This is a genomic window from Enterobacter sp. KBR-315C3_2022 (genome assembly GCF_041399425.1).
Classification (GTDB): Bacteria; Pseudomonadota; Gammaproteobacteria; order Enterobacterales; family Enterobacteriaceae; genus Enterobacter.
Genome location: NZ_JBGKEB010000021.1, coordinates 1 through 20,218, shown reverse-complemented (window position 1 = coordinate 20,218; position 20,218 = coordinate 1). Strand labels below are relative to the sequence as shown.

Here is a 20,218-nt window from a genome sequence, read left to right as displayed (position 1 = left end):
TCTCCGGTTAGGCATGGTCGATTTTGACATTATTGGGAGGGCATATGCCTGCAAAAAAGAAAGCATTCTATAGCAGTGAGGACATCGGAAAATTCAAAAGCATTCTCGACGACTTGCCTGATGTGACGTCAGAAAGGCTTGAGAAAAAGCACGTACTCGATGAACTTAAGTCTGACATTAAGAAGCTGAAAGATTCGAAAGGGTATGAAGATAAAGAGATACTGAAATTCCTCAACGATGCGGGTTTTTCAGATGTTACATTACGTGATATCAAGGACATTACTGCCGGACGAGTTGGAAAAAAACGAACCAGCAACAGCCGAAAAAAAATTACTGGAGTTGACGAAGAGCAGCGCACGCAAAATGGCTCTACAGGTCAGAATCCTGATGCTTCAGGTCCGCAGTATTAACCTTCACCTTTCGCATATAGCATCCCACATTATGATATAGCTCCCGGCCTGTCAGGCCGGGCATGGGAGCTGCCTGTTCGTGTAATAGTGCGTGCATACTTGTCACCGTTCCGGTGACAAGGGCACTCATTGGCCGGAAAAAATTTTCCGGTTCCGCTGCGATGCAGCGCTCAATGGTGCGCACGTTCAGGGCCACGATCCGCCCTTGATCCCGATAAATTTACAGGGAAAGGAGTCCGGGCACGGATATTAAAAAGGGGCGCATACAGCGCCCCTGAGACAGTTACAGATTACATCGCGGCTTCTTTAATCCGCCGGAACACTGCCAACCAGAAACGGAAGTGATCCCATTGCGCTGCGTTCATCGGATGCGACTTTGTTTGCACTCCGTTTGCGACATCTTCAGCATAGTGTATAATCCACAACGGCATTTTGAACCTCACAATTTAAATTGCCTACCCAGCCGGATTGTTGGCGCAATCCGGCACCTTTTCTGGACTTCAATGATTCATCACCTCCTTTACATCCAGAACCAAAAAGTTATCGTTAGCGTGACGCTGTCCTACGATGAAAACAGCATCAAAGCGACTTACTGCAACTACGTTTAGTTTTCCTGTAACCTCCTTTCCGTTGATGTTGATGGTTTCATAGAGCACCTCGTATTCCTTCGCAGAATCGGAATACTTCTGCTCTTTCCAGTTTTCTATCTGTGCGATCAGCTCCGGGGCCAGCTGCTGACGAACACGGTTTAGTTCATAGTCACGATTGAGAATCAGGCGCTAATCTTTAATTAGCTGGTTGATAACCTTGTTCTCATCCCACTCGGATAGCAGTGGGCACTGTTCGCACTGTATAACACCATCTTCAATCAGTTTTTCTCTGATGCCATTAACTACCTGTACAGCACTTAATTCACTGTCGTAGTTCTTTTTAATTTCTTCGCTTCCCGGATATACCATAGCGACATCATTAAAATGGCTTACGATTAATTCTGACACAATAAGGGTATAAACCTCATAAGGGTATAAGGTCGCCATAATATTCTCTCCACGTTATTTACAGAGCGTTTTAATCAATATCCACTTTTAAACTTCATGCTTATTATACGTCTAACGAGCCATTTTAGGCAAGAAAAAAATGCCCCTTTTCGAGGCATATTTTTAACCGGTTTACCACTCCCAAACGGTCAGTTCTGGCACCTGTTCTGCATCCCGGTCAAACCAAATCCAGTCGAACCCGGCACCATTTAACGCGGCTATATTATCCAAAGCACTTGCACTGATCCCCGCCCTGGTTAATTCCACACGCCATTGTTCAGTAGCAGAAATACGCAATATCCACCCATAGCGATTTTTCTCGATCCAGAATAAACCTTCACCGGACAAGTCATCGTTACAGACCTTATCCAGTAGCTCCGCGTCTTCTTTTTTTACATGGCCGGTACTGACGACAGCCACCCGATATTGTTCACTAATATTCATACTTCCCCCCTTCTGGGTTGGCGGCCCACGTCCTGCGGGCCGTTCTCACTCAAATACTCACTGCGGGTAATCATTCATATCCGGGAACGGCGGTTCATCATGATTTTCAGTACCTCCCAGACCTTCAGCACTGGTGTTACGTGGCCCAGCTCCCGGCAGCATCTGCATTTCGCCGTTATTATCGATCACAATTTCCTTATTGCTGCGCATTTTGCCGTCTGTCCCTTGCCATTTGTTATTACGAATGCGCCCGACAAAATACAGCATCATACCCTTTTTGAAGTACTTCCCAGCTGCTTCAGCTTTCTTTCCAAAAATGACAATATCATGCCATTCCGTTTCTTTTTGCTCCTTCCCTTCGTTGTCGCTGTAGCTGATTTCAGTAGCCAGCGTCAGGCTCGCAATGGCCGTTCCGTTTGGGGTGTAACGCACTTCTGCATCTTTGCCAGCACGCCCCATCAGAATCACTTTGTTTTCGCCACGTTTCCACATAATACACCTCATATATTTGATGTTTATCAGTAAAAAATGGGAGGATTAAGGGGGATTTCTCCCCCTCTTTATCAGTAAAACTTCACGTTCGATTTCAGGGCTTTTTCAAAGTCTTTTACAAAGGAAATTGCAAAAGTGTAATCACGATGAATAAGCTGTTTTGTTTTAGGATTTCGCCACTCAACCTGCACTGATTCGGCTGAGTATTCGATCACCTCGATTTGATTTTTTACACCGAGATAATCAGCAATTGCCATTACGGCATTCACTTTTTTTTGGTCTGCTTCTTTCATTTCAACTCCTTCGCCAGTCGGGGCGCTACCGCGAAAAGCCTCATTGCCTTTCGATGTAATAATTATACGTCTAATGAGCCATTTTATCAACTCATCAGACGTATTTTTTTAATTAAATTTGTTCAAATATGAACATTTAATACTACCAGAAATCTAACATAATGGCTTGAATTTGGCCTTGTTGTAGGTGATCCGGTAGTCTTTGCACTTCCCGTTCTGCCGCAGGAACTCCAGCGAGACAACGTTAGCAGCGGCAAAATTGATGCACATAATGCTTTCCAGCGCCTCGAACAGGTCGGCCCCATTGGCCAGCGGAAACCACAGATCGTTGTCGCTACCGCTTAATTTTTCATGCAGACAGAAATGCACAGCACGCACGCCGCCAAATTCCGTAACCAGCACCGTATTGCTGGCGCGAATATCAGTTAGTGTTAACATTTTTCCCCCTGTCAGTATTGGCCCCCTCGCGGGGGCCGCCGTTTCAGTCAATCGCGCGGTAAATCAAACCGGCTTCGGCGTGCTGGTCGGCATATAATTTGAGCTTTTCCTGCTGGGTGATCAGCATGTCGCAGATGTGCTGATAGCCTTCTTCATGTGCGTGCCAGATCATGTGGTTCAGGGTGAACAGGGTCAGCACGATACCGGTAGCTTCTGCGGACAGTTCCCCTTCGAACCAGTTACCGCTAACCGATACCGTGAAGCGCTCTGCGCTCAGTGGGTACATGAAGCCGCTACCGCAAGACAGTTCGACGAACTCCCAGGAACCGCCTTGATAATCGGCGCAGAGAGAGCGTGCGTGGTTGTAGACACCGGCCTCACCTGTGAGATACCAGGCGCCGAACAGGCGTGGCAGAAAGGCCATGCGGCGGTTATTGGGGATAATGCGTGCAGTGATGGCGGGTTGATTCAGTTCAGTAGACATTTTCTGTACTCCTGCGCCAGTCGGGGCGCTACCGACGAAAGACCGGATTGCCTTTCGATGTGTTTATTATACGTCTAATGAGCCATATTAATCAAGCAAAATATCCCCGCCTGCCTGAATATTTTCAGGCGGGACAACTCTTTCCCCTGTCCATTTTTGGGGGCAGGATCACGCCTGCCCCCCTCTGATTCACATGATTACTATGACTTTGTTTCAGCGTTAAAGTGTACGGCTGCCATCCTGACCAACGGGATCACCGCGCTTTCCTCATCGAGCACACGAAAATTTATCGCTTCCCCCAGGTGCATCAGGTTAGCGATAAAATCAACGATGATTTCGGAAACCGGGTGTCCGTCGCAGTCCTGCTCATTCAGGCGCGCAAACAGCGCCAGCGCCTTAGCGGCCATGATTGCCCGCTCTTCGTTTTCTTCGTCCATACTGCCGAAACACCATTGCCCCTTTTCAATCAGGGCCAGCGTGTCGTAATAGGCTTCATTCTGGGACATATTTTTTCCTCCTGCGCCAGTCGGGGCGCTGCCGTGAAAGTTCGCTGCGTTACTGCGTGAATTAGCCGTTAATCACCTTCGTGATGCACTCCAGCGCCTCAGACTCCTGCGGATAAAGTCGGCGTGCAGCTCCTTCACCAGACTGGATCTCTTCCAGCCGGATAAACTGCGCCGCCAGCGCCACGACTTTTTGCAGCGCCTCGGCATTGACCTCGATTTTTCGATCGCGGGCGGCATCTTCGCGCACCTGCTTTGCCAGGCTCCAGACGGTATCTTTTCCGACGCCATAACGGCTGTGTGAACTGCATTCCGCGATTTCTGCCAGAACGGCTTCGGCCTCATCGTCAGTGAGGTTCATATCACTGGTGCAGTCATGGACATCTTCAGCAGTCCAGATCAGAAGGCTGATCCGCTGCTGTGGTTCAAAACTATCGAGAAGCCTTGCGCAAATTTCATTTACGTTACCGTGCATTGTAAAACTCCTGCGCCAGTCGGGGCGCTGCCGCGAAAGACCGGATGCCTTTCGATGAGATTATTATACGTCTAATGAGCCATATTAATCAAGCAATTTTTCACGCTCATAGCGGCTACAGGCAACGCTGTAGCCGTTTTCATCCAGTTCTGAAGGCCAGTCGTCACGCCCGCAACCTGACAGCAGGCAGGCGCTGAGGTGCCCAGGGCGATAGTCGAGATGCTGGCATGAGGCGCAAAGGTCATCATCTGAGATTGAGCGGCCTGCACAGATAGGCGGTGCGCCATCAGTGGGAATTTCTCGAATATGCAGCGTTGTCACTTTTTTTACTCCTGCGCCAATCGGGGCGCTGCCGGTTAGCGATGCAGGGGGCTGTCGCCCCCTGCGGCGGTTCAGTCCTTACCCTTATCCTTCATGACTTTAATCAGCCCGGTAATGGCTGTAATGAGGGCGGCCACGGCCGTGATAATCTGAGGGAGGTTATGGAGGATTTCAGAAGAGGTCATAATGCACCTGTAAGGCTGTTTAGGAAGGTACTGATTTGAATCAGTAAAAACATTATACGTCTAATGAGCCATACATGCAAGCAAAAAAACGCCCCTCGTGGGGGCGCTGTGATTATTTTACATACTGCCAGACATGCGGCGGGATCTTATCCCAGATGCGTCCCGATGCCAGCTCTGCGCGGCGATGGTCGGCGGCAGCCTCAAAAGCCTCGGAGTCCTCCGGCGGCACCTGTCCACGATCCCGCATGGATTCGTACATTTTTTCCAGTGTGTCCGGGTTACGGCTGCGCCGAAAACGGAGAAGGTAAAAACGCCTCCGCGCCTGATAAACTGTTTCCGCCATGTATCTGCGTCCTGAGCGCCTTGTTATTTCGCATAGTATTCACGTTTTGGTTGAATAAGTCTTTGACTATACGCCCCTTGCGGGGCGTAGCAGGCGGTCAGCCCCAGGTGCTGTAAAAATGGCTTTCGTTAGGATCGGTCTTATAAGCCTGTTCGTACTCGTCAATGCTGACAGAGGGATGCTCATGGTTTTCACGAATGCGACGGGTCACGGGTTCGCCTTTAAACTCGTTCAAAACCGGCTTTAACTCGCCTGACATCGCACTGTCTGCTTTCACCTGCTGCGCAGCGATGCGGCGCAGTACGGCGGTTTTCTTACCGCGCAGGGCGATAACCTGATAGAAACAGGTATTTGTCTGCTCATAACCCCAGCTGGAAACAAAAACATCACCAAGAGAAACGGAGCCGTTACGGAACTGAAGGGATTGAATAGCCATGTTTATTACTCCTGCGCCAGTCGGGGCGCTACCGCGAAAAGCATCATTGCCTTTCGATGTGATTATTATACGTCTAATGAGCCACACTATTCAAGCAATAAATACATGCCCGGCATGATTTTCTCAGGCCGGGGAATACTTCCTTTCCCTGTTTATATTTCAGGCCGCAAATGCGGCCTGCCGTCTGGATTACACGCGAGGGGGTAACATCCCAGGATAGTGACTGGCGACCAGATTATTGATCTTCTCAACCAGATCCGGGCGTTTAAACGTAATGTGCGCGCTGCCCTTTTTGTAATATCGCACGCTGAAGTAATCACACTCGAACACCTTACCGTTGAACTGGTTTTCACTGAAAAAAGCATCCAGTTTGGCGCCGTCAGAAACACGGTAATCAGGCACGTTACGCCCGTCCAGCACGTAGAACGGACGCGCCAGATCGTCAATTTTGGTGTGCCCGTCTGAGCTGAAGCGCACCCAGCCACTGCGCCAGACATCGAGCAACGGCGCGATGATGATACGCTTGCCAAACATGCAGGGGTTATTGGTTTTATAATCCCACGACAGGGATTTAAAGATATCTATCAGCCCTTGCGTGAAAGTATCCGCCTTGCTTGCGTTCAGGTGCCGGAACGTGCTCATAACGTTATCCAGCGTTATCGGCGGCATTTCTTTGCCTGCCACCTGCCGATCCCATTCCTGACGTTGCTTGTTGCTCATCAGCGTATACATGCCGGTTTCCGTCATCAGCCGATCCCAGATTTTTCCGTCGATAACGCGGGAAATAGCCGTTTCGGCCTGGTCTGGCGTGGTGTCGCTCCATTTGATGGCGCTCTCTACTGCTTTGTCGTAGTCATACAGGTACTGACAGCCTCCGGCCTGCTGCATCAGATCGCGCGCTTTTCGCAGCTTGTCTATGCCGTCGAGATAGACGCGGATACCTTCATCCCGCAACGAGATAATGCGCTCAATAGCAATGGACGGGATCACGTCACCGCCATGCTGGCAGGACATCAGATCGACCGACGGGAGAGTATTTTTAGATGACATTTCAGACTCCTGCGCCATGCGGGGCGCTACCGTTAGCGTTGAACAGGGCTGGCAATGCCAGCCCATCAATGATTATTTGCAGCTCTGAAGCAGTTTACTAATCTGCGCGGCCAGCGCATACGTGGACGAATACGGACCACTTAAACGGCGGTTAGGGATTTCGTTGAGGGCATACAGGCACGCCTTCAGCAGCGCATCTTTCTGCGTGTCCAGTTCAGCTTTAAGCTGGGAAGGGGTCAGTGCTTTACTCATAATTTGTAACTCCTGCGCCAGTCGGGGCGCTACCGCGAAAAGCCTCATTGCCTTTCGATGTGATCATTATACGTCTAATGAGCCATAACAATCAAGCGTTATCTGATTAATTTCCTTTGTTTTTTCCCGGACTCCTTTCCCTGTAAATTTTGCTTTCAGATCCCCATCAGCCAGCTGGCAGCACTTTACCGGCATGGTGCAGGGGTTCAGGCATCAGACACTAGCGATAGCCCGAAACCCCGCAGGGGGTTCGGCGGAGCTGCCAGGCTTTGCCTGGCTAGCGGAGTGTGGCTGACGACTGCCCGACGGGCAGGAGCCGAAGGGGCCCAGAGGTGTTTTAGTACGACAGGCCTGCCAGAAAACGCCGGCAACTGAGCAGAAATGAACAGGGAAGACACACGGTACGGATGTCAGAAGTTGGTTAACTGGCAGATGCCATGTCGGAATAACATCAGATAAGGCCAGAATGGCCGGCTGGACACGTCAAATCAATAGAGGCGATGTGGGGTACAGGTTTTTGAAACAAGCGCTCAGAGAGCTGCTCAGCGCGTTTCAGGGCAATACGGGTTCGATGCCCGTATTGCCCTGCAGGCGGCGGACACCTGGTCAGCCTTCAGCCCCGGCCAGATAGTGGCTCAGTCCTTCACTGGAAGCCAGCACCGACGCTCTGAACTGCGGTTCGCCGTCACCCAGCGCCTTCAGCTTCTCCACGATATTGATCATCGGCGCGGCAGTACGCTGCTTATAATTCTCGATGTCGGCTGCATATTTCAGTAATGCCATATCAGTCGCCTCCTCAGCTGGCAGGTAATCACGCAACCATAGCGCATCTGCGAACGGATCTATCAGCTTTTGCAACGCTTCAGCCGTTGCTTCGAGCGACCGCCTGTCGGTTTTGATGGTGCCTGTTTCCGGATCAACACACTTCCCTTCCCAGCACTCAGGTACAAACGACTCCCGGTAATGAAAACCGTTGTCACCGTTTTCAGCACAGGCCAGTAGGTTCTCGATGCTTTCAGGGGTTCTGTGCCGTAACATCCTGGCCGTTGCCATACCGATCGCATTAATCATGATGCCATGCAGTCCCAGCGCCTCCTGACGGTACTCCGCGGCGATATCATCCTGGGCAATATCATTCCAGCGCATCGCCTGCGCCCAGGCAGTCCAGAGTCTTTCTGCCATGTCACGCTGTTGCGGCGAGGGAATGCTGTTGGCCCGCAGGTTGAGCATTTTTTTCGTCGCATCGTTCAGCGCTTTAAAGCTGATAAGCCGTGAGCTTTTTGCCGGGACCACGTTGTGTTCAAAATCCACTGTGCCCGCCAGCCCGGTGACGGTTCGGGCCAGATGCATTGCCAGCTGGTTGACCGGATCATTGTTGTTATATGCCATACTGATCGCCGCTGCCGGTTTGCTCGCGTTGTTATTAATATCAGCGAAAAACTGCTGGCGTAACTCAAGTGGCAGGCCAACGGTAAGCAATAAGCTGATCGTATCTTCCGTGTTGGAATAATCGCGTACAAATTCAAAAATACCCAGCGCACGGTGCTGGCCATCGAATAATTTTAAATCAGCGTCCATCGGAATTTTAAGAATACCGACTGCCGGCGAGAGTTCGCTGGGAAGGAATTCAACATGACTATCAATATTTCCGGTAATTGACGGCAAAATATAGGGAGCTCGTTTTGATGTTGCGCCGGCAACATAATTCCGTATTTTTTTGGCCCGCGTTTTGTTCGCTTCTCGCTGGCTGCGATCCATAACATCGCCATCATTGTCCATTGCAAGAATACGACGTAACACGACCATAGGAACCGTCAGCATGTATTGTTCTATGCCGCCCTGTATTCCGCGTGTGGCCGGGACTCTGAAAAAATAGTTATCAGTATTCATAATATTTCCTTCGTATATCCGATACGTTCAGGAAGCACGTTTGCGCGTCGGTGTTTTGCGCGGCTATTTCCAGATCGGCGGTAAGCCGGCATCGATGCAAAGGACACACCAGACGGAATACGCGATGTCACTTTCTCCGTTCACCCAGCGGCGCACCGTTCTGCCGTTCACGCCAACATGTCGCGCCAGCCCCTCCTGACTGAGGTTGAGCACATTTTCCAGCAGATAGCGGAGTTCATCCCCCGTCGGCGGGGTCCATTTATCAGCGGGACGGAAACAACTTTCGCGGATCGCGCCCACGTTAAGCGGCACGGTATATTTATTGCCCATAGCAAGCCTCCAGAGCCGGCCGCACCACTGTGCGGCCGCAGTTGTCAAATCAGACCATGTTCAGCAAAAGAGTAAATATCGCTGCCGCCCACAATCAGGTGATCGAGGACTTTGACATCAACCATCCCCAGCACCTGCGCCAGACGCTCGGTGATCAGCTTGTCAGCCTGGCTGGGTGCAGTGTTAGCGGAAGGATGGTTATGCGCCAGTACCACGGCGGCGGCATTATGATGCAGGGCGCGTTGCAGGACGATACGCGGATGAACGGTGACGCTGCTGATAGTGCCCTTAAACAGTTCTTCAAACGCAATCACGCCGTTGTGGCAGTTAAGAAAGAACGCGCAGAATGATTCGCGTGGTTCTGCAACAAGACGAAACCGCAGTAAGGAACGCGCGGCATCGGCGCCGGTGATAAAATCCGTTGTGGTAATTTTACCGGCAATAATGGCGTCCGCCTGGCGGATAATGTTGAGTTCTTCTGCTGAAAATTTCATATATTTCCCTCGTTAGGGGACCTGAGCACCATGCCCGGCCACAAATATATATTAGGTCAATTTGTCCTAGATGCAAATACAGTTAAATATAAAAAAGCCCGATTTAACGGGCTTTTATGGTTTATTTCTGTCCCCCTGCAATAACTTCCAGTTCCGTCTCTGAAAGCATAATTTTCAGGCAGGGTTTGGTACGGCTGAGAAGCTCAATCGACCTCGGATCGAGGTCCAGGGATTCGCAAAAATCATCCCCGCCACAGGCATCACGCATCCGGTCCCAGAGCTCGTCAAAATCCGTTGTATCCGGATTGAAACCATTGGCGTAACAGACATTGTGCATCCCATTACTGTTTTTCTCACCTTTCGCCGCCATCACATACACGCCATGATCTTTGACAAAAAGAAGCGGGCAATTAAAACGCTTAACTTCAGCAATAACGACGTTGAGCATAGGATCAGTAAAAACAAGTTCTGATTGCATGGTCATAGTGTATTTACTCCCTGAAAGCTATTTGTTGACCGCAGCGGCGGTGAGAATGTCAGAAAGCGACCCCAGCAGATATAATTCGGTGAGCTCGCCTGTTTCATTCAGAAGAAATAGCCCTGCAGGTCGGCCATTATGAAAAATAATGGCTTCATGCGATTGATGTAATTCACACTGACACAGCGAGAAATAAATAAGTGACCATTCAGGGGAAATAACGGTTTTATTGCCATGTTCCCGGATATAGCGGGCAACATCAGCCTGTTGCTGAGAATTGAGAGCAGTCATAAGGTGACTCCTGCGCCGGTCGGGGCGCTACCGTCGAAAGACCGGATTGCCTTTCGATGTAATTATTATACGTCTAATGAGCCATATAAATCAAGTTAATTTTGTTATTTTCCTGGTTTAAGGAGACTCTTTCCCCTGTAAATTTTGCATCACAAGCGCACCGTTCGGGCGCTGCATGCGAATAATATCGTTCTGGCGAGCGTCTTTTTCCCGGATGATCCGCCAGGTTTCGGTGACGGCGCCGGCTGGCTGATACAGTCTGACCTTCACCTCGGAACGCTCTGCAGACAGCACAATGCAGCCTTTCTCATCTTGTGCAGCTGCGTGCCGGGCTTCATCTTTATCCCGCGGGCAGTCATCAAATCCTGATATTCGGACCGGGTGGCCATCGATATCAACCTGATAGCCGGGCGAAATCACGGGCACGGGCTGTGGCACATTCGGGAAATAATCAGCCAGATCACACCCTGTCAGGGCTACGGGCACAAGGCAGGCATACAGCATTAACATTCGGCGTGTGGTGATCATAAAGGGTCCTCTCTGGTCGCCGCGGGCCTTATTTCACCTTCTCAACCAGCTGCAGTGAAGGATGCTCACCGGCCAGAAGTAACAGGAAATTGAATTCCCCGGTTTTGAGCTTTACGCCGCGCTGAGCAGCCTTTTCTTTGGTCTGCCATGACGCCGGTTTATAGCCAAACAGCGCTGCAATTTCAGCGTGCTTCAGCCCCAGCGCCAGACGCAGGCGGCGAACGTCTTCGGCCGTGGCGGGATCTTTGACCATATCATCCGGACTGAATGCCCTGTTCAGGCGGTAATCAGGATGCACGCCGGCGATCAGCATCAGCATGTTATATTCGCCTGGGCGAAGACTGGTCTTGTTGTACTGGCTGAGATCGTCGCTGATAGCTTCCTTACGCTGCCAGGCGCGCAGTTCGTACCCCATGACAGCCCCTAATGCGGTTTCAGTCATGCCCATTTTTTCCCGGAGCGTCTTCACTGTTTCCGGCTGCGGAACGACGCTAACCATCTTAATCATTACCTTTCTCCCAGAAGTCTGAATTCAGAAAAATTTTCACCTGGCGCGTGCGGGGATAGTCCTGGTGCTTCAGCCCCTCCCGCGTGTCAGACAGGTACTGCGTTTCCTGCTGCACCTTGTTGATTTTGCCATTCCATTTGCGGGCCAGCGCCCGGTAACTCCCGTTCTCCAGCTGATAAACTTCAAACGTATACTTGTTCGGACCGCTCCAGCCTTCGTTGTAATAGACCTGTTTCATAGGATCTGCCTGATCGATGCGCCCCGTAAACATGACATCCCGGCTGCATTGCCTGAACCAGTAACCGCGGGGCATAGCCGGTGGCCGGTCGCTTATTTCCCGTCTGGATAGCGTGCCGAAAGGCTGTGAGCGCAGGTGACAACCTGATCTCAGGTCAATCTGGCATGACGTGTTGTGCAGGGACCAGCGCCGCTGCCGAAGGCAATGGCTCAGGGTGATCACAGGTACGACACGGGAAACGAACAGGGGGAATGATTGCATGGTTTTACTCCTTCGCCAGTCGGGGCGCTACCGAAAAATGAGCCTTGATAATACGACGAATGAGCCATATAAATCAAGTTAAAAATCAGGCGGCAGAGTTTCTGCCGCTGCTGTAGGTCAGTACCGTGGGGCCACGTCCTTTCCTTCGCCCCATAAACGGGAAAACTCGTTCACGTAGGCTTCAGTTACTGCAGGCGCGCCGCTGATCAGCACCACATTTTCCGCATTACGACTGTCTGCACTGGCGCTGAAGTTAAACGATCCGGTCAAGACGGCGCGGCGGTCAAAGACCATGAATTTATCATGCATGGCCTCGTAGTTATCGTTGATCCGCACCGCCACGCGGTTATTGGCCAGAAAGTTCACTTCGGTGTACCGGTTGTCGTTCGCTTTGCGATCGGCCACCACCACCACCGATACGCCCCGTTTTTTTGCGGCACGCAACGCGCCGGCAACAGGACGACTGGTCAGGCTGTACGCGGCAACCAGAATCTCATGCTGCGCGTGGTCGATTGAATCCAGAACCAGATTTAATGCGGTCCCGCCGGGTGAAAACCCGGTTTTCACTTCAGTCGCAGTTTGCGCCTGAACATTGCCGGCCGCTGTTACCGGGTTTGCTGCCACGGCGCCGGCGATGAGGGTCAGGGTTAACAGCACATATTTTTTCACGCTGCCCCCTTAATCATCATCCGGGAACAGATGCTGGACGTTCTTACGGGTTTCTTCCAGATTCTTATCCTCCGGTGCGGCCGGTTCGGGAGTCACGGCGGGACTGTTTTCCGGCGCAGCGCCGCCTGCCGGCGACACCGTATTGCTGCCACCGCCGGTGGCCTGCAGAAACGCCTCAACCAGACGCGCCATTTCTCCTGTATCCTGCTGCGGCAGCGTACTGCTGATGATCCGCTGAATATCCTGCATCGAGGTGCTCTCCGTCAGGAATTCAGCGATCAGGAACGGCAGGCGTTCGTCCTGCTTCATCAACGCGGCACCACAGAGCATCATGGCGCGCATCGCGCGGCCACGCTCTTTCTGAGGCAGTTTCTCAAGAAAGCCGTCGGCTACCCGGTCCGCCGCATTGCGCTCCGGGTAGATATAAAACGAGCACTTACGGTTATCAGTCATACTCAGCCCTTCATTGCCACCATACCCAGAACCAGATCGAATTGCGGGTTATCACTGACGAAGAAACGATCGTCACTCACCCCCGTTGCCTGCTTCACTGCGCCGGCGACCAGGCTGGCACCGCCACCGACCACCATGACGTGCGTGAAGCCGGCAAAGCGGCCAACTGAATCGGTGACACGGTGCGTCAGGGCTTTTTCACGCTCATGCAGTACCTTCATCACCTGGGCCCGCTGGTCAGCGTTCTGGAGGTAACGGGAAAGAAACGTTTCGTCATTTCGCGCCTGGATCAGACGGTCGGCAAAATACGAACTGGTACGGGTGCTCACGCTGGTATCCAGTGCATGTTTTACGGCTTCGGTGATGATGGATACGCCGGTTTTAGGATCGCAATGTGTCTTGGTGAAGCCGGACATTTTGCTGCGAACGTGCGCGATATCCAGCGTGGTTCCACCGATATCCACAATCAGCAGGGAGTCCAGATCGTCCAGATCCTTCAGCACACTGAAGCCTGCAGGGACCGACTCTGGCAGTACGCTGACTTTACGCACGGTAAAGCTCTCACGCCCCTGAACGGCCACCGCGCGCTTCACGTTCGCTTTTTTCCGCTCGATGTTGGCCATATTAGGCTGATCGTTTTCATCCAGGTACTCGCCCAGCGGCAGCGTCACCACAACATCAACCGGCTGCGGTTCAATGCCGGACTGCATCAGGGCATGGTGGATAGCGACGACATTCACATCACTGTACTGATAGCGGGTTTCCGTGGTGCGCACGGCATCCGGGCTCAGCTGGTCAAAGCTGTACTTTTCCCCGTCAATTTCATAGTTGGCGGAAGCCGGCACTGATGAATCTGTCAGCAACGTCATGGACCATTCGGGCTTGAAGCTGTTCGGACTGATCAACGTTTTGACCGCACCGTCTTCCATCCATGCCAGTTTGATGTTGGTGGAACCGTCGTCAACAAAAATACGCATTTTGAACCTCACATTATTTAGAAAAAAACCGTAGAAATCAGGAAAAATACAGCTTTCAAATGGATTATTACGCATCCCTGCTGACGTGTAAAGACAAAAAGACGCACCAATATAGAAAAATACAGAAAAATAGAGAATAAAAACCAACAAAAGACGGCCAGGCCGCCCTGAAAACGGTCTGACCTAGAAAGAAAATGGATTTATTTAGATTTATATGGAAATATCAGGGAGGGATACAGATTATTCCGGGAGCGTTAAATGACTGTCTGGCAGGCTGAACCGGACGCCATACTGACGACCAACATCGAGCGCAAACACGCGCGTGTAGGTTTCTGTGGTTTCCAGCCGGGAATGCCCGGCATAAGCCTGTACAACTTTCAGCGGAACCCCATGCTGGATCAGGTGCATACAGAAGCTGTGCCGGAACGTGTGGCAGGTAACAGGGATACTAAAAGTGACAGAGTCACGTTTTGCGAGGTCCAGTGCCTTCCTGATCCAGTTACGCGGCGTGTTATCACTCTGCACCGGCCAGAGCAGCTGCTGTTTACCAATACGCAGGGTGGTCAGAAATTCACGCACCTTCCTGACATATTGAGGATCGGTCAGAGGAACAAGACGGAACACCTCTTCATCCTTGCCCGGCCTGCCGCGGCCACGCTGACGCTGTTTAAGCGTCTTCAGCCGGACAAACGGCCGGGAACCGTCAAGCTGAAAGCTGGCGCCGGTCAGCGCCAGCGCCTCATTAATACGCGCGCCCGTGTTCCAGAGGGTATCGAAAAGGACCTGCTGGCGCAGGTCTGGCACATACCGCAGAAACACCGACACCTCCGGGGCCAGCAGGTATTTGGGTAAATCAGCCTGGCTGGCCATCTCCCGCAGCGCCAGCGCATCGGCATAATCGAAGTAGGCATATGTCCCGATGGCGTCGCTACGTGAATTCTGAGAAATTTGCAGGGGGAAAGTGTTCAATTTTTTAAAATCCGCTAATCAGCCGTCAGGCGACTGAATTTTATGAAATTTCTCGCTGAAATCGACCGCATCCTGCATATCAAACGTCATACTGCGGGTGGAGGTGGTCGAGCTCCAGCTTTTTCCGCCTTCGATTCTGTAAGGGGGTAGGGTCAGTCCGCGTAACGGCTTGTCATGCCGTGCTGCAAAAACCAGCTGCCCGGCAGATATCTTCAGCATTATGGCAAACATATCCGCACTGATACGGCGGCCTTTCAATCCACTCATAGCAACCTGTAACTGAAGCCGGCACCGCGGCTGTTATTGTAAATCTGCTGGCCAGACTGGCCTTCATCTTCACTGTACACCATCATACGGCGGCCGTTAGTCAGCGAATCCATTTTCCGCCGCGCGTTTTTATCGTCATAACGCACGGGCAGGCACGCCCCTTTACTGGCGCTCTCACTTTCAACACGGAACACCCTTACCCTGACGGCGTTCTTCCGCACCTGGTCAGGATCTTCACCACTGACCACGCCCGTCAGTTTCTGAAGCGTATCTGCCGGACTGCTGTACTCAGCCTGGCTGAGATAGCGGCCGTTCGGGGTTAACCAGAAATCCTGACTGTCACTGACACGGTAGGTTTCGCCGTGGCTGGCGATGCCTGAGACGTTACAGAAGCGGTCATAATCGGTGGGCTGTCCGGGGAGCATGGCGCACCCTGTCAGCAGCAGTGCCGGCAGGGCGGCGACGTATCCTTTCAGTTTCATGTTGTCTCCTGTTCAGGATGAACCATTTCGGCCGGTGGCCGGTATCCCGGATACGGGATAAACGGCGCATCGGTGGCAATAAGGTCTAGCAGCTTCTGGCCACTGACCAGGATCATGCGGCTGTCTCCGCGAATGAGCGATTTGGTGCCTTCGCGCGTTTTGCCGGTATGGCAGAAAAAACCGCGGGCACCGGTGGCGTTCAGCAGGTCGCTGAAGTCACGGACGTGGCCAACGGCAATATAGCTGGTATAGCGTTTGGCCTGGATAAGCCAGGTCTGGCCATCAATCTTCACGCGGCCATCAATCCCGCCGTCACCGGTATACCGGCGGTTACGGATCACTTCAAAGCCCCGGCGTTCAAAGCCTTCAAGCAGCAGCTCTTCGAACACAAACGGGTCAATCTTGCGCAGATAGGCAATTTTCTGCCCGAAATGCGGGAACGTATTAATTTTATCGATCACACGCACCGCACTGGCCTGTTTCCGTTCATGCCGGCGCCGGCGTCGCCGTGTACCCTGCCAGAGGCCATACAGCAGGATACCCGCAAGGATAAATGAGCCGACAACATGGATAAACTCATTCATTATCGATCCTCAGCACTTCATACTTCAGCTGCCGCAGCAGCCTGTCTTTGCTCATGGTTTTCAGGGTGGGCCATTCCGCTTTCAGCGTCAGCGCGACGGTGGCAAGTTGTATGGTCCGGGGTACTGTCTCACCGTCCTCATATTTTACCAGGCTGGTACGGCTGATACCGAGCTCAGCCGCGGCGCGCTCCTGGGTCCAGTTCAGGCCCCGTCGCCACAGGATCAAGTCAAAACCGGTCAATCCGCCGCACTCCCATGCTCAGTGCCGGGCTTCGTGCCGGCGGGTACGGCCTCTTTCCCCTGTGCCTTTTTTTCCGCCGGGGCCGGGTAGGCCGAGGCCAGTTGTGCCCGGAAATCACGCCACGCTGACAGCCAGAGCGCATCAGATGCCTGGTCAGACGACAGATTAAGGACCGCATTGCGGTCACGCCAGTGGCTAAATGTCTGAGCCGGCAGGCCGGCACGCCGGCGCAACTGCTGCTCGTCGAAATAGGCACACTGAACCAGGAGGTGTCTGACGTTCTGCGGGACAGCTTCATCCCTGGCCCCTTCCGGCACAGCCAGCATCCCGGCGCTGCATATCCCCTGAATGCCCGCCTCGGTATAAATCTGCTGCAGATCGGTATCATCACCCTGCGCAGCGCCGGCGGTGTGCGCCACAGCCAGCATGATGCCGGCAATAAGTGGTTTCTTTATCATGCCTACTCAGCTCCTGGCCGAATCCTGGTGGACTGGCCTGTTATAATCTGCCTGTATTTATAGCCTGAAAATGTTCATATTTGAACATTTTTTATGTATATTAATTCCGCAAATTCGCCATAAAGGGGTCGTTTGCGGGAGGGGGCGGAATCCTACGCTAAGGCTTTGGCCAGCGATATTCTCCGGTGAGATTGATGTGTTCCCATCCGAGCGGCGAAACATGGGCCAAGAGATCGGGCGATAGCAGCTTTCCATCGCGTTTCTGGTTTGCAACGACCTCGCCGAGCTTCATGGTGTTCCAGAAGATGATGATGGCGGCGAGCAGATTCATGCCGGCGATGCGGTAATGCTGGCCTTCGGCGGAACGGTCGCGGATTTCACCGCGGCGGTGGAAGCTGATTGCCCGCTTCAGCGCATGATGAGCTTCGCCTTTGTTGAGCCCGATCTGGGCACGCCGTTGGAGTTCGGCATCCAGAATCCAGTCGATCATGAACAGGGTGCGCTCGACGCGACCGACTTCCCGCAGGGCTGTCGCGAGCTCGTTCTGCCGCGGATAGGAGGCGAGTTTCCGCAGAATCTGGCTTGGCGCGACGGTCCCGGCAGCAATGGTGGCGGCGATGCGCAGGATGTCGGGCCAATTGCGCTCGATCATGGCTTGGTTGACCTTTCCGCCGATCAACGCTCGCAGGTGCGCCGGGGCGGCCGACGGATTGAACGCGTAGAGCCGTTTGGATGGCAGGTCGCGGATGCGCGGAGCGAACCGGTAGCCGAGAATGGCACATGCGGCAAAGACGTGATCGGTGAAGCCGCCCGTGTCGGTGAACTGCTCGCGGATATGGCGTCCAGCATCGTTCATCAGCAGGCCATCGAGGATGTAAGGCGCTTCGCTTGCCGTTGCAGGAATCACCTGGGTTGCGAACGGCGCATATTGGTCGGAGACGTGGCTATAGGCTTTCAGGCCCGGGGTATTGCCATATTTCGCGTTGACCAGGTTCATGGCCTCACCTTGCTCTGTAGCGACGAAGAACTGTCCGTCGCTCGAAGCCGACGTGCCCATGCCCCAGAACCGGGCCATGGGTAACGCTGCCTGTGCCTCGACCACCATGGCCAGCGCCCGGTCATAGGCTTCGCCCTCGACATGCCACCGTCCAATGCGGATCAATTCCCAGAAGGTGTGGGTGTTTGTCGCATCCGCCATTTTGCGCAAGCCGAGGTTGATCCCTTCCGCCAAGATAACGTTCATTAGCCCGATCCGGTCAGCGCAGGGTGCTCCTGTGCGCAGATGGGTGAACGCTTCGGTGAAGCCGGTCGCCGCATCCACCTCCAGCAGGAGATCGGTGATGCGCGTGGGCGGGATCTGCTTGTAGAGATCGAGCACCAGATCTTCGGCGCCTGTCGGCGCGGCGGCTTCGAGTTTCTCGATATGCAGAACGCCGTTTTCAATCGACCCGCCCGGGATCGTGCCTGCGCGAGCGGCACGGCCAAGCTCGCGCAACCGCATGTCGAGGCGAGCTTGCCGGTCTGCCAGCCATTCCTCCGGCCGCAATGGCACAGCGAGACGACCGCCTTCCGCGATGGATTGTGCCGGAACGAGTGCGTGTTTCAGATCGCCATAGCGCCGGGACCTAGTAAGCCAGACATCTCCGGAGCGGAACGCATCGCGCAGATGGAACAGCACCGCGATCTCCCATAGGCGAGCGTCGCCAGCCCTCTGGGCCCGAAGGTGGCGATGCCATTTCGAGCTGGGCCGCAAGAAGCTGGTCATCGCGGCATCGTTCAAACCGGTACGAAGGGCCGTCACCGCTTCCAGAAGCGGCAGTGCAACGGGCGCAGCTCGCAGATCGAGCAGGCGCAACATGCGTGGAGCGTATCGGCGGAAGCGGTGATAACCGTCGAGCACATGATTGAGCGGATCGTCGGCCATGGTGGCGGTCAGCCTGGTTGCCATTGCAACAAGGGTTTTTAAGCCGTCCCACCCTGACCCACTCGCGATGACATCGCCCAGCGGCTGGCCATCATCCTGTGCATCGACCAGGGCGCCCCCGATCTCGGCGAAGGATTTCAGGGTGTCACGCACCACCCCCGCTTCGTCTGCGACCTTTGCATGGCAAATACGCTCCGAAGCACGGTAGAGACGGCCGACGATCCGGTCGTGGGTTTCGACCACTGCGTCGGCCAACATCGCCTGCCATTCCGAGACGCAAACAGCCAAGATCGCAAGCCGCCTGTCCTCCGGGAGATCGCGCATGCCGTCGGCATAATACCGTTCACCCTGCCTGCGCAGACGAGTCACCCGATGGGCAGGAACGCCGGCAAGCAGATCCTCGGGGAGATCGATGCGTTGCAGATATTCGAGCCGGTCGAGCAGCCGGTTGGCCGACGAAGAGTTCGAGCCAGGCTCGAACTGGCGCAGCCACACAAAACGGGTCACCCGATCATCAGCCGTCTCCTCGAGCAATGCCAGCAACTGTTCTCGGATCGACATAGGCAGCCGACTGGCGATCCTCGTCTCGATGCGTCGCTCGGCATCGACGAGAGCCGCGGCACAAAGCCGCTCGATCGTGGATGTCGCGGGAAGGACAGTGCGGGTGCGTCGGCACTCGGCTACGAAGCGACGGGCGATATCCTCGTTCGACACCGCCATCTCGGCTTCTCGGAACAACCATTCCTTCAGCTCGCTCGCACCACGTCCGGAGAAGGTGCGGAAGCCGTAGAGCCCCCGTAACTGGCACTGTTGCAAAGTTAGCGATGAGGCAGCCTTTTGTCTTATTCAAAGGCCTTACATTTCAAAAACTCTGCTTACCAGGCGCATTTCGCCCAGGGGATCACCATAATAAAATGCTGAGGCCTGGCCTTTGCGTAGTGCACGCATCACCTCAATACCTTTGATGGTGGCGTAAGCCGTCTTCATGGATTTAAATCCCAGCGTGGCGCCGA

At 53.4% G+C, this 20,218-nt stretch carries 32 protein-coding genes and 2 pseudogenes; 1 reads left to right on the top strand and 33 read right to left on the bottom strand.

Going from position 1 to position 20,218, the window contains the following annotated elements:
- Window positions 1-44 precede the first annotated feature (44 nt).
- The gene (locus tag AB8804_RS18665) at window positions 45-410 is read left to right on the top strand and encodes a hypothetical protein (RefSeq protein WP_039592107.1); all 366 of its coding nucleotides are present in this window, start codon (window positions 45-47) and stop codon (window positions 408-410) included.
- Between the two features lie 500 nt (window positions 411-910).
- On the opposite strand, the gene AB8804_RS18660 is transcribed toward AB8804_RS18665, so the two are convergent.
- From AB8804_RS18660 to AB8804_RS18500, 33 genes and pseudogenes are all read right to left on the bottom strand, one after another.
- Window positions 911-1,066 (bottom strand): hypothetical protein, encoded by a 156-nt coding sequence (locus AB8804_RS18660; RefSeq protein WP_227520852.1) that lies wholly within the window; start codon window positions 1,064-1,066, stop codon window positions 911-913.
- Between the two features lie 123 nt (window positions 1,067-1,189).
- Entirely contained in the window at window positions 1,190-1,447 is a 258-nt protein-coding gene (locus AB8804_RS18655; RefSeq protein ID WP_371188796.1) for a hypothetical protein, read from the bottom strand.
- Between the two features lie 132 nt (window positions 1,448-1,579).
- Window positions 1,580-1,891: a hypothetical protein gene (locus AB8804_RS18650; protein WP_011091065.1), complete on the bottom strand. Its 312-nt coding sequence runs from the start codon at window positions 1,889-1,891 to the stop codon at window positions 1,580-1,582.
- A gap of 57 nt (window positions 1,892-1,948) precedes the next feature.
- Window positions 1,949-2,383, bottom strand: coding sequence for a single-stranded DNA-binding protein (locus AB8804_RS18645; RefSeq protein WP_011091064.1), 435 nt, complete (start codon window positions 2,381-2,383; stop codon window positions 1,949-1,951).
- A gap of 71 nt (window positions 2,384-2,454) precedes the next feature.
- Window positions 2,455-2,676, bottom strand: coding sequence for a hypothetical protein (locus AB8804_RS18640; RefSeq protein ID WP_011091063.1), 222 nt, complete (start codon window positions 2,674-2,676; stop codon window positions 2,455-2,457).
- A 153-nt stretch (window positions 2,677-2,829) separates the two neighbouring features.
- Window positions 2,830-3,114, bottom strand: a complete 285-nt coding sequence (locus tag AB8804_RS18635; protein ID WP_011091062.1) for a hypothetical protein — start codon at window positions 3,112-3,114, stop codon at window positions 2,830-2,832.
- A gap of 43 nt (window positions 3,115-3,157) precedes the next feature.
- Window positions 3,158-3,598, bottom strand: a complete 441-nt coding sequence (locus AB8804_RS18630) for an antirestriction protein (RefSeq protein WP_040027871.1) — start codon at window positions 3,596-3,598, stop codon at window positions 3,158-3,160.
- A gap of 200 nt (window positions 3,599-3,798) precedes the next feature.
- Complete coding sequence (locus tag AB8804_RS18625) at window positions 3,799-4,104, bottom strand: hypothetical protein (protein WP_065519305.1); 306 nt, start codon at window positions 4,102-4,104, stop codon at window positions 3,799-3,801.
- Window positions 4,105-4,165: 61 nt separating this feature from the next.
- Window positions 4,166-4,576: a DUF1380 family protein gene (locus AB8804_RS18620; RefSeq protein WP_011154458.1), complete on the bottom strand. Its 411-nt coding sequence runs from the start codon at window positions 4,574-4,576 to the stop codon at window positions 4,166-4,168.
- An 84-nt stretch (window positions 4,577-4,660) separates the two neighbouring features.
- Window positions 4,661-4,897 carry a hypothetical protein gene (locus tag AB8804_RS18615; protein WP_011091058.1) on the bottom strand — a complete coding sequence of 79 codons (237 nt, stop codon included), beginning with the start codon at window positions 4,895-4,897 and terminating at the stop codon, window positions 4,661-4,663.
- Window positions 4,898-5,194: 297 nt separating this feature from the next.
- Window positions 5,195-5,425 (bottom strand): Hha/YmoA family nucleoid-associated regulatory protein, encoded by a 231-nt coding sequence (locus tag AB8804_RS18610; protein WP_011091057.1) that lies wholly within the window; start codon window positions 5,423-5,425, stop codon window positions 5,195-5,197.
- A gap of 97 nt (window positions 5,426-5,522) precedes the next feature.
- Window positions 5,523-5,861, bottom strand: coding sequence for a hypothetical protein (locus AB8804_RS18605; RefSeq protein WP_011091056.1), 339 nt, complete (start codon window positions 5,859-5,861; stop codon window positions 5,523-5,525).
- Window positions 5,862-6,050: 189 nt separating this feature from the next.
- Window positions 6,051-6,911: a DUF4942 domain-containing protein gene (locus AB8804_RS18600; RefSeq protein WP_011091055.1), complete on the bottom strand. Its 861-nt coding sequence runs from the start codon at window positions 6,909-6,911 to the stop codon at window positions 6,051-6,053.
- Between the two features lie 72 nt (window positions 6,912-6,983).
- The gene (locus tag AB8804_RS18595; protein WP_015063360.1) at window positions 6,984-7,163 is read right to left on the bottom strand and encodes a hypothetical protein; all 180 of its coding nucleotides are present in this window, start codon (window positions 7,161-7,163) and stop codon (window positions 6,984-6,986) included.
- 606 nt (window positions 7,164-7,769) lie between these two features.
- Window positions 7,770-9,053: a DGQHR domain-containing protein gene (locus tag AB8804_RS18590; protein ID WP_011091054.1), complete on the bottom strand. Its 1,284-nt coding sequence runs from the start codon at window positions 9,051-9,053 to the stop codon at window positions 7,770-7,772.
- Window positions 9,054-9,116: 63 nt separating this feature from the next.
- Window positions 9,117-9,383 carry a DNA-binding transcriptional regulator gene (locus AB8804_RS18585; RefSeq protein WP_004187367.1) on the bottom strand — a complete coding sequence of 89 codons (267 nt, stop codon included), beginning with the start codon at window positions 9,381-9,383 and terminating at the stop codon, window positions 9,117-9,119.
- A 44-nt stretch (window positions 9,384-9,427) separates the two neighbouring features.
- Window positions 9,428-9,877 carry a RadC family protein gene (locus AB8804_RS18580; RefSeq protein ID WP_011091053.1) on the bottom strand — a complete coding sequence of 150 codons (450 nt, stop codon included), beginning with the start codon at window positions 9,875-9,877 and terminating at the stop codon, window positions 9,428-9,430.
- Window positions 9,878-9,998: 121 nt separating this feature from the next.
- Window positions 9,999-10,361, bottom strand: coding sequence for a DUF3085 domain-containing protein (locus AB8804_RS18575; protein WP_004206909.1), 363 nt, complete (start codon window positions 10,359-10,361; stop codon window positions 9,999-10,001).
- A gap of 21 nt (window positions 10,362-10,382) precedes the next feature.
- Window positions 10,383-10,646 (bottom strand): hypothetical protein, encoded by a 264-nt coding sequence (locus AB8804_RS18570; protein ID WP_004206908.1) that lies wholly within the window; start codon window positions 10,644-10,646, stop codon window positions 10,383-10,385.
- 117 nt (window positions 10,647-10,763) lie between these two features.
- A complete protein-coding gene (locus AB8804_RS18565; RefSeq protein ID WP_063107137.1) occupies window positions 10,764-11,174 on the bottom strand; it encodes a hypothetical protein in 411 nt (136 codons plus the stop codon).
- A gap of 28 nt (window positions 11,175-11,202) precedes the next feature.
- Window positions 11,203-11,682 carry a hypothetical protein gene (locus AB8804_RS18560; protein ID WP_011091051.1) on the bottom strand — a complete coding sequence of 160 codons (480 nt, stop codon included), beginning with the start codon at window positions 11,680-11,682 and terminating at the stop codon, window positions 11,203-11,205.
- Window positions 11,675-11,920: a hypothetical protein gene (locus AB8804_RS18555; protein ID WP_019725064.1), complete on the bottom strand. Its 246-nt coding sequence runs from the start codon at window positions 11,918-11,920 to the stop codon at window positions 11,675-11,677. The genes AB8804_RS18560 and AB8804_RS18555 overlap by 8 nt, the downstream gene beginning before the upstream one ends.
- 378 nt (window positions 11,921-12,298) lie before the next feature.
- Entirely contained in the window at window positions 12,299-12,850 is a 552-nt protein-coding gene (locus AB8804_RS18550; protein ID WP_011091049.1) for a phospholipase D family protein, read from the bottom strand.
- Window positions 12,851-12,859: 9 nt separating this feature from the next.
- On the bottom strand, window positions 12,860-13,303 hold the full coding sequence (locus AB8804_RS18545; protein ID WP_011091048.1) for a plasmid partitioning/stability family protein: 444 nt from the start codon (window positions 13,301-13,303) through the stop codon (window positions 12,860-12,862).
- 2 nt (window positions 13,304-13,305) lie between these two features.
- Window positions 13,306-14,280 carry a plasmid segregation protein ParM gene (locus AB8804_RS18540; protein ID WP_011091047.1) on the bottom strand — a complete coding sequence of 325 codons (975 nt, stop codon included), beginning with the start codon at window positions 14,278-14,280 and terminating at the stop codon, window positions 13,306-13,308.
- A gap of 240 nt (window positions 14,281-14,520) precedes the next feature.
- Window positions 14,521-15,249, bottom strand: coding sequence for a tyrosine-type recombinase/integrase (locus AB8804_RS18535; RefSeq protein ID WP_011091046.1), 729 nt, complete (start codon window positions 15,247-15,249; stop codon window positions 14,521-14,523).
- Between the two features lie 18 nt (window positions 15,250-15,267).
- A complete protein-coding gene (locus tag AB8804_RS18530) occupies window positions 15,268-15,516 on the bottom strand; it encodes a hypothetical protein (protein ID WP_011091045.1) in 249 nt (82 codons plus the stop codon).
- Window positions 15,513-15,998: a hypothetical protein gene (locus AB8804_RS18525; protein ID WP_011091044.1), complete on the bottom strand. Its 486-nt coding sequence runs from the start codon at window positions 15,996-15,998 to the stop codon at window positions 15,513-15,515. Before AB8804_RS18525 ends, AB8804_RS18530 begins: the two co-directional genes overlap by 4 nt.
- A complete protein-coding gene (locus AB8804_RS18520; protein ID WP_371188780.1) occupies window positions 15,995-16,459 on the bottom strand; it encodes a restriction endonuclease in 465 nt (154 codons plus the stop codon). Before AB8804_RS18520 ends, AB8804_RS18525 begins: the two co-directional genes overlap by 4 nt.
- Window positions 16,460-16,574: 115 nt before the next feature.
- Window positions 16,575-16,823 carry a helix-turn-helix transcriptional regulator gene (locus AB8804_RS18515; RefSeq protein WP_004187394.1) on the bottom strand — a complete coding sequence of 83 codons (249 nt, stop codon included), beginning with the start codon at window positions 16,821-16,823 and terminating at the stop codon, window positions 16,575-16,577.
- Window positions 16,820-17,281, bottom strand: a complete 462-nt coding sequence (locus AB8804_RS18510; protein WP_011091042.1) for a hypothetical protein — start codon at window positions 17,279-17,281, stop codon at window positions 16,820-16,822. The genes AB8804_RS18515 and AB8804_RS18510 overlap by 4 nt, the downstream gene beginning before the upstream one ends.
- Before the next feature lie 157 nt (window positions 17,282-17,438).
- Window positions 17,439-20,009 (bottom strand): annotated as a pseudogene (locus tag AB8804_RS18505) (Tn3 family transposase); the annotation flags it as partial.
- Window positions 20,010-20,060: 51 nt separating this feature from the next.
- Window positions 20,061-20,218, bottom strand: a pseudogene (locus tag AB8804_RS18500) (IS6 family transposase); the annotation flags it as partial.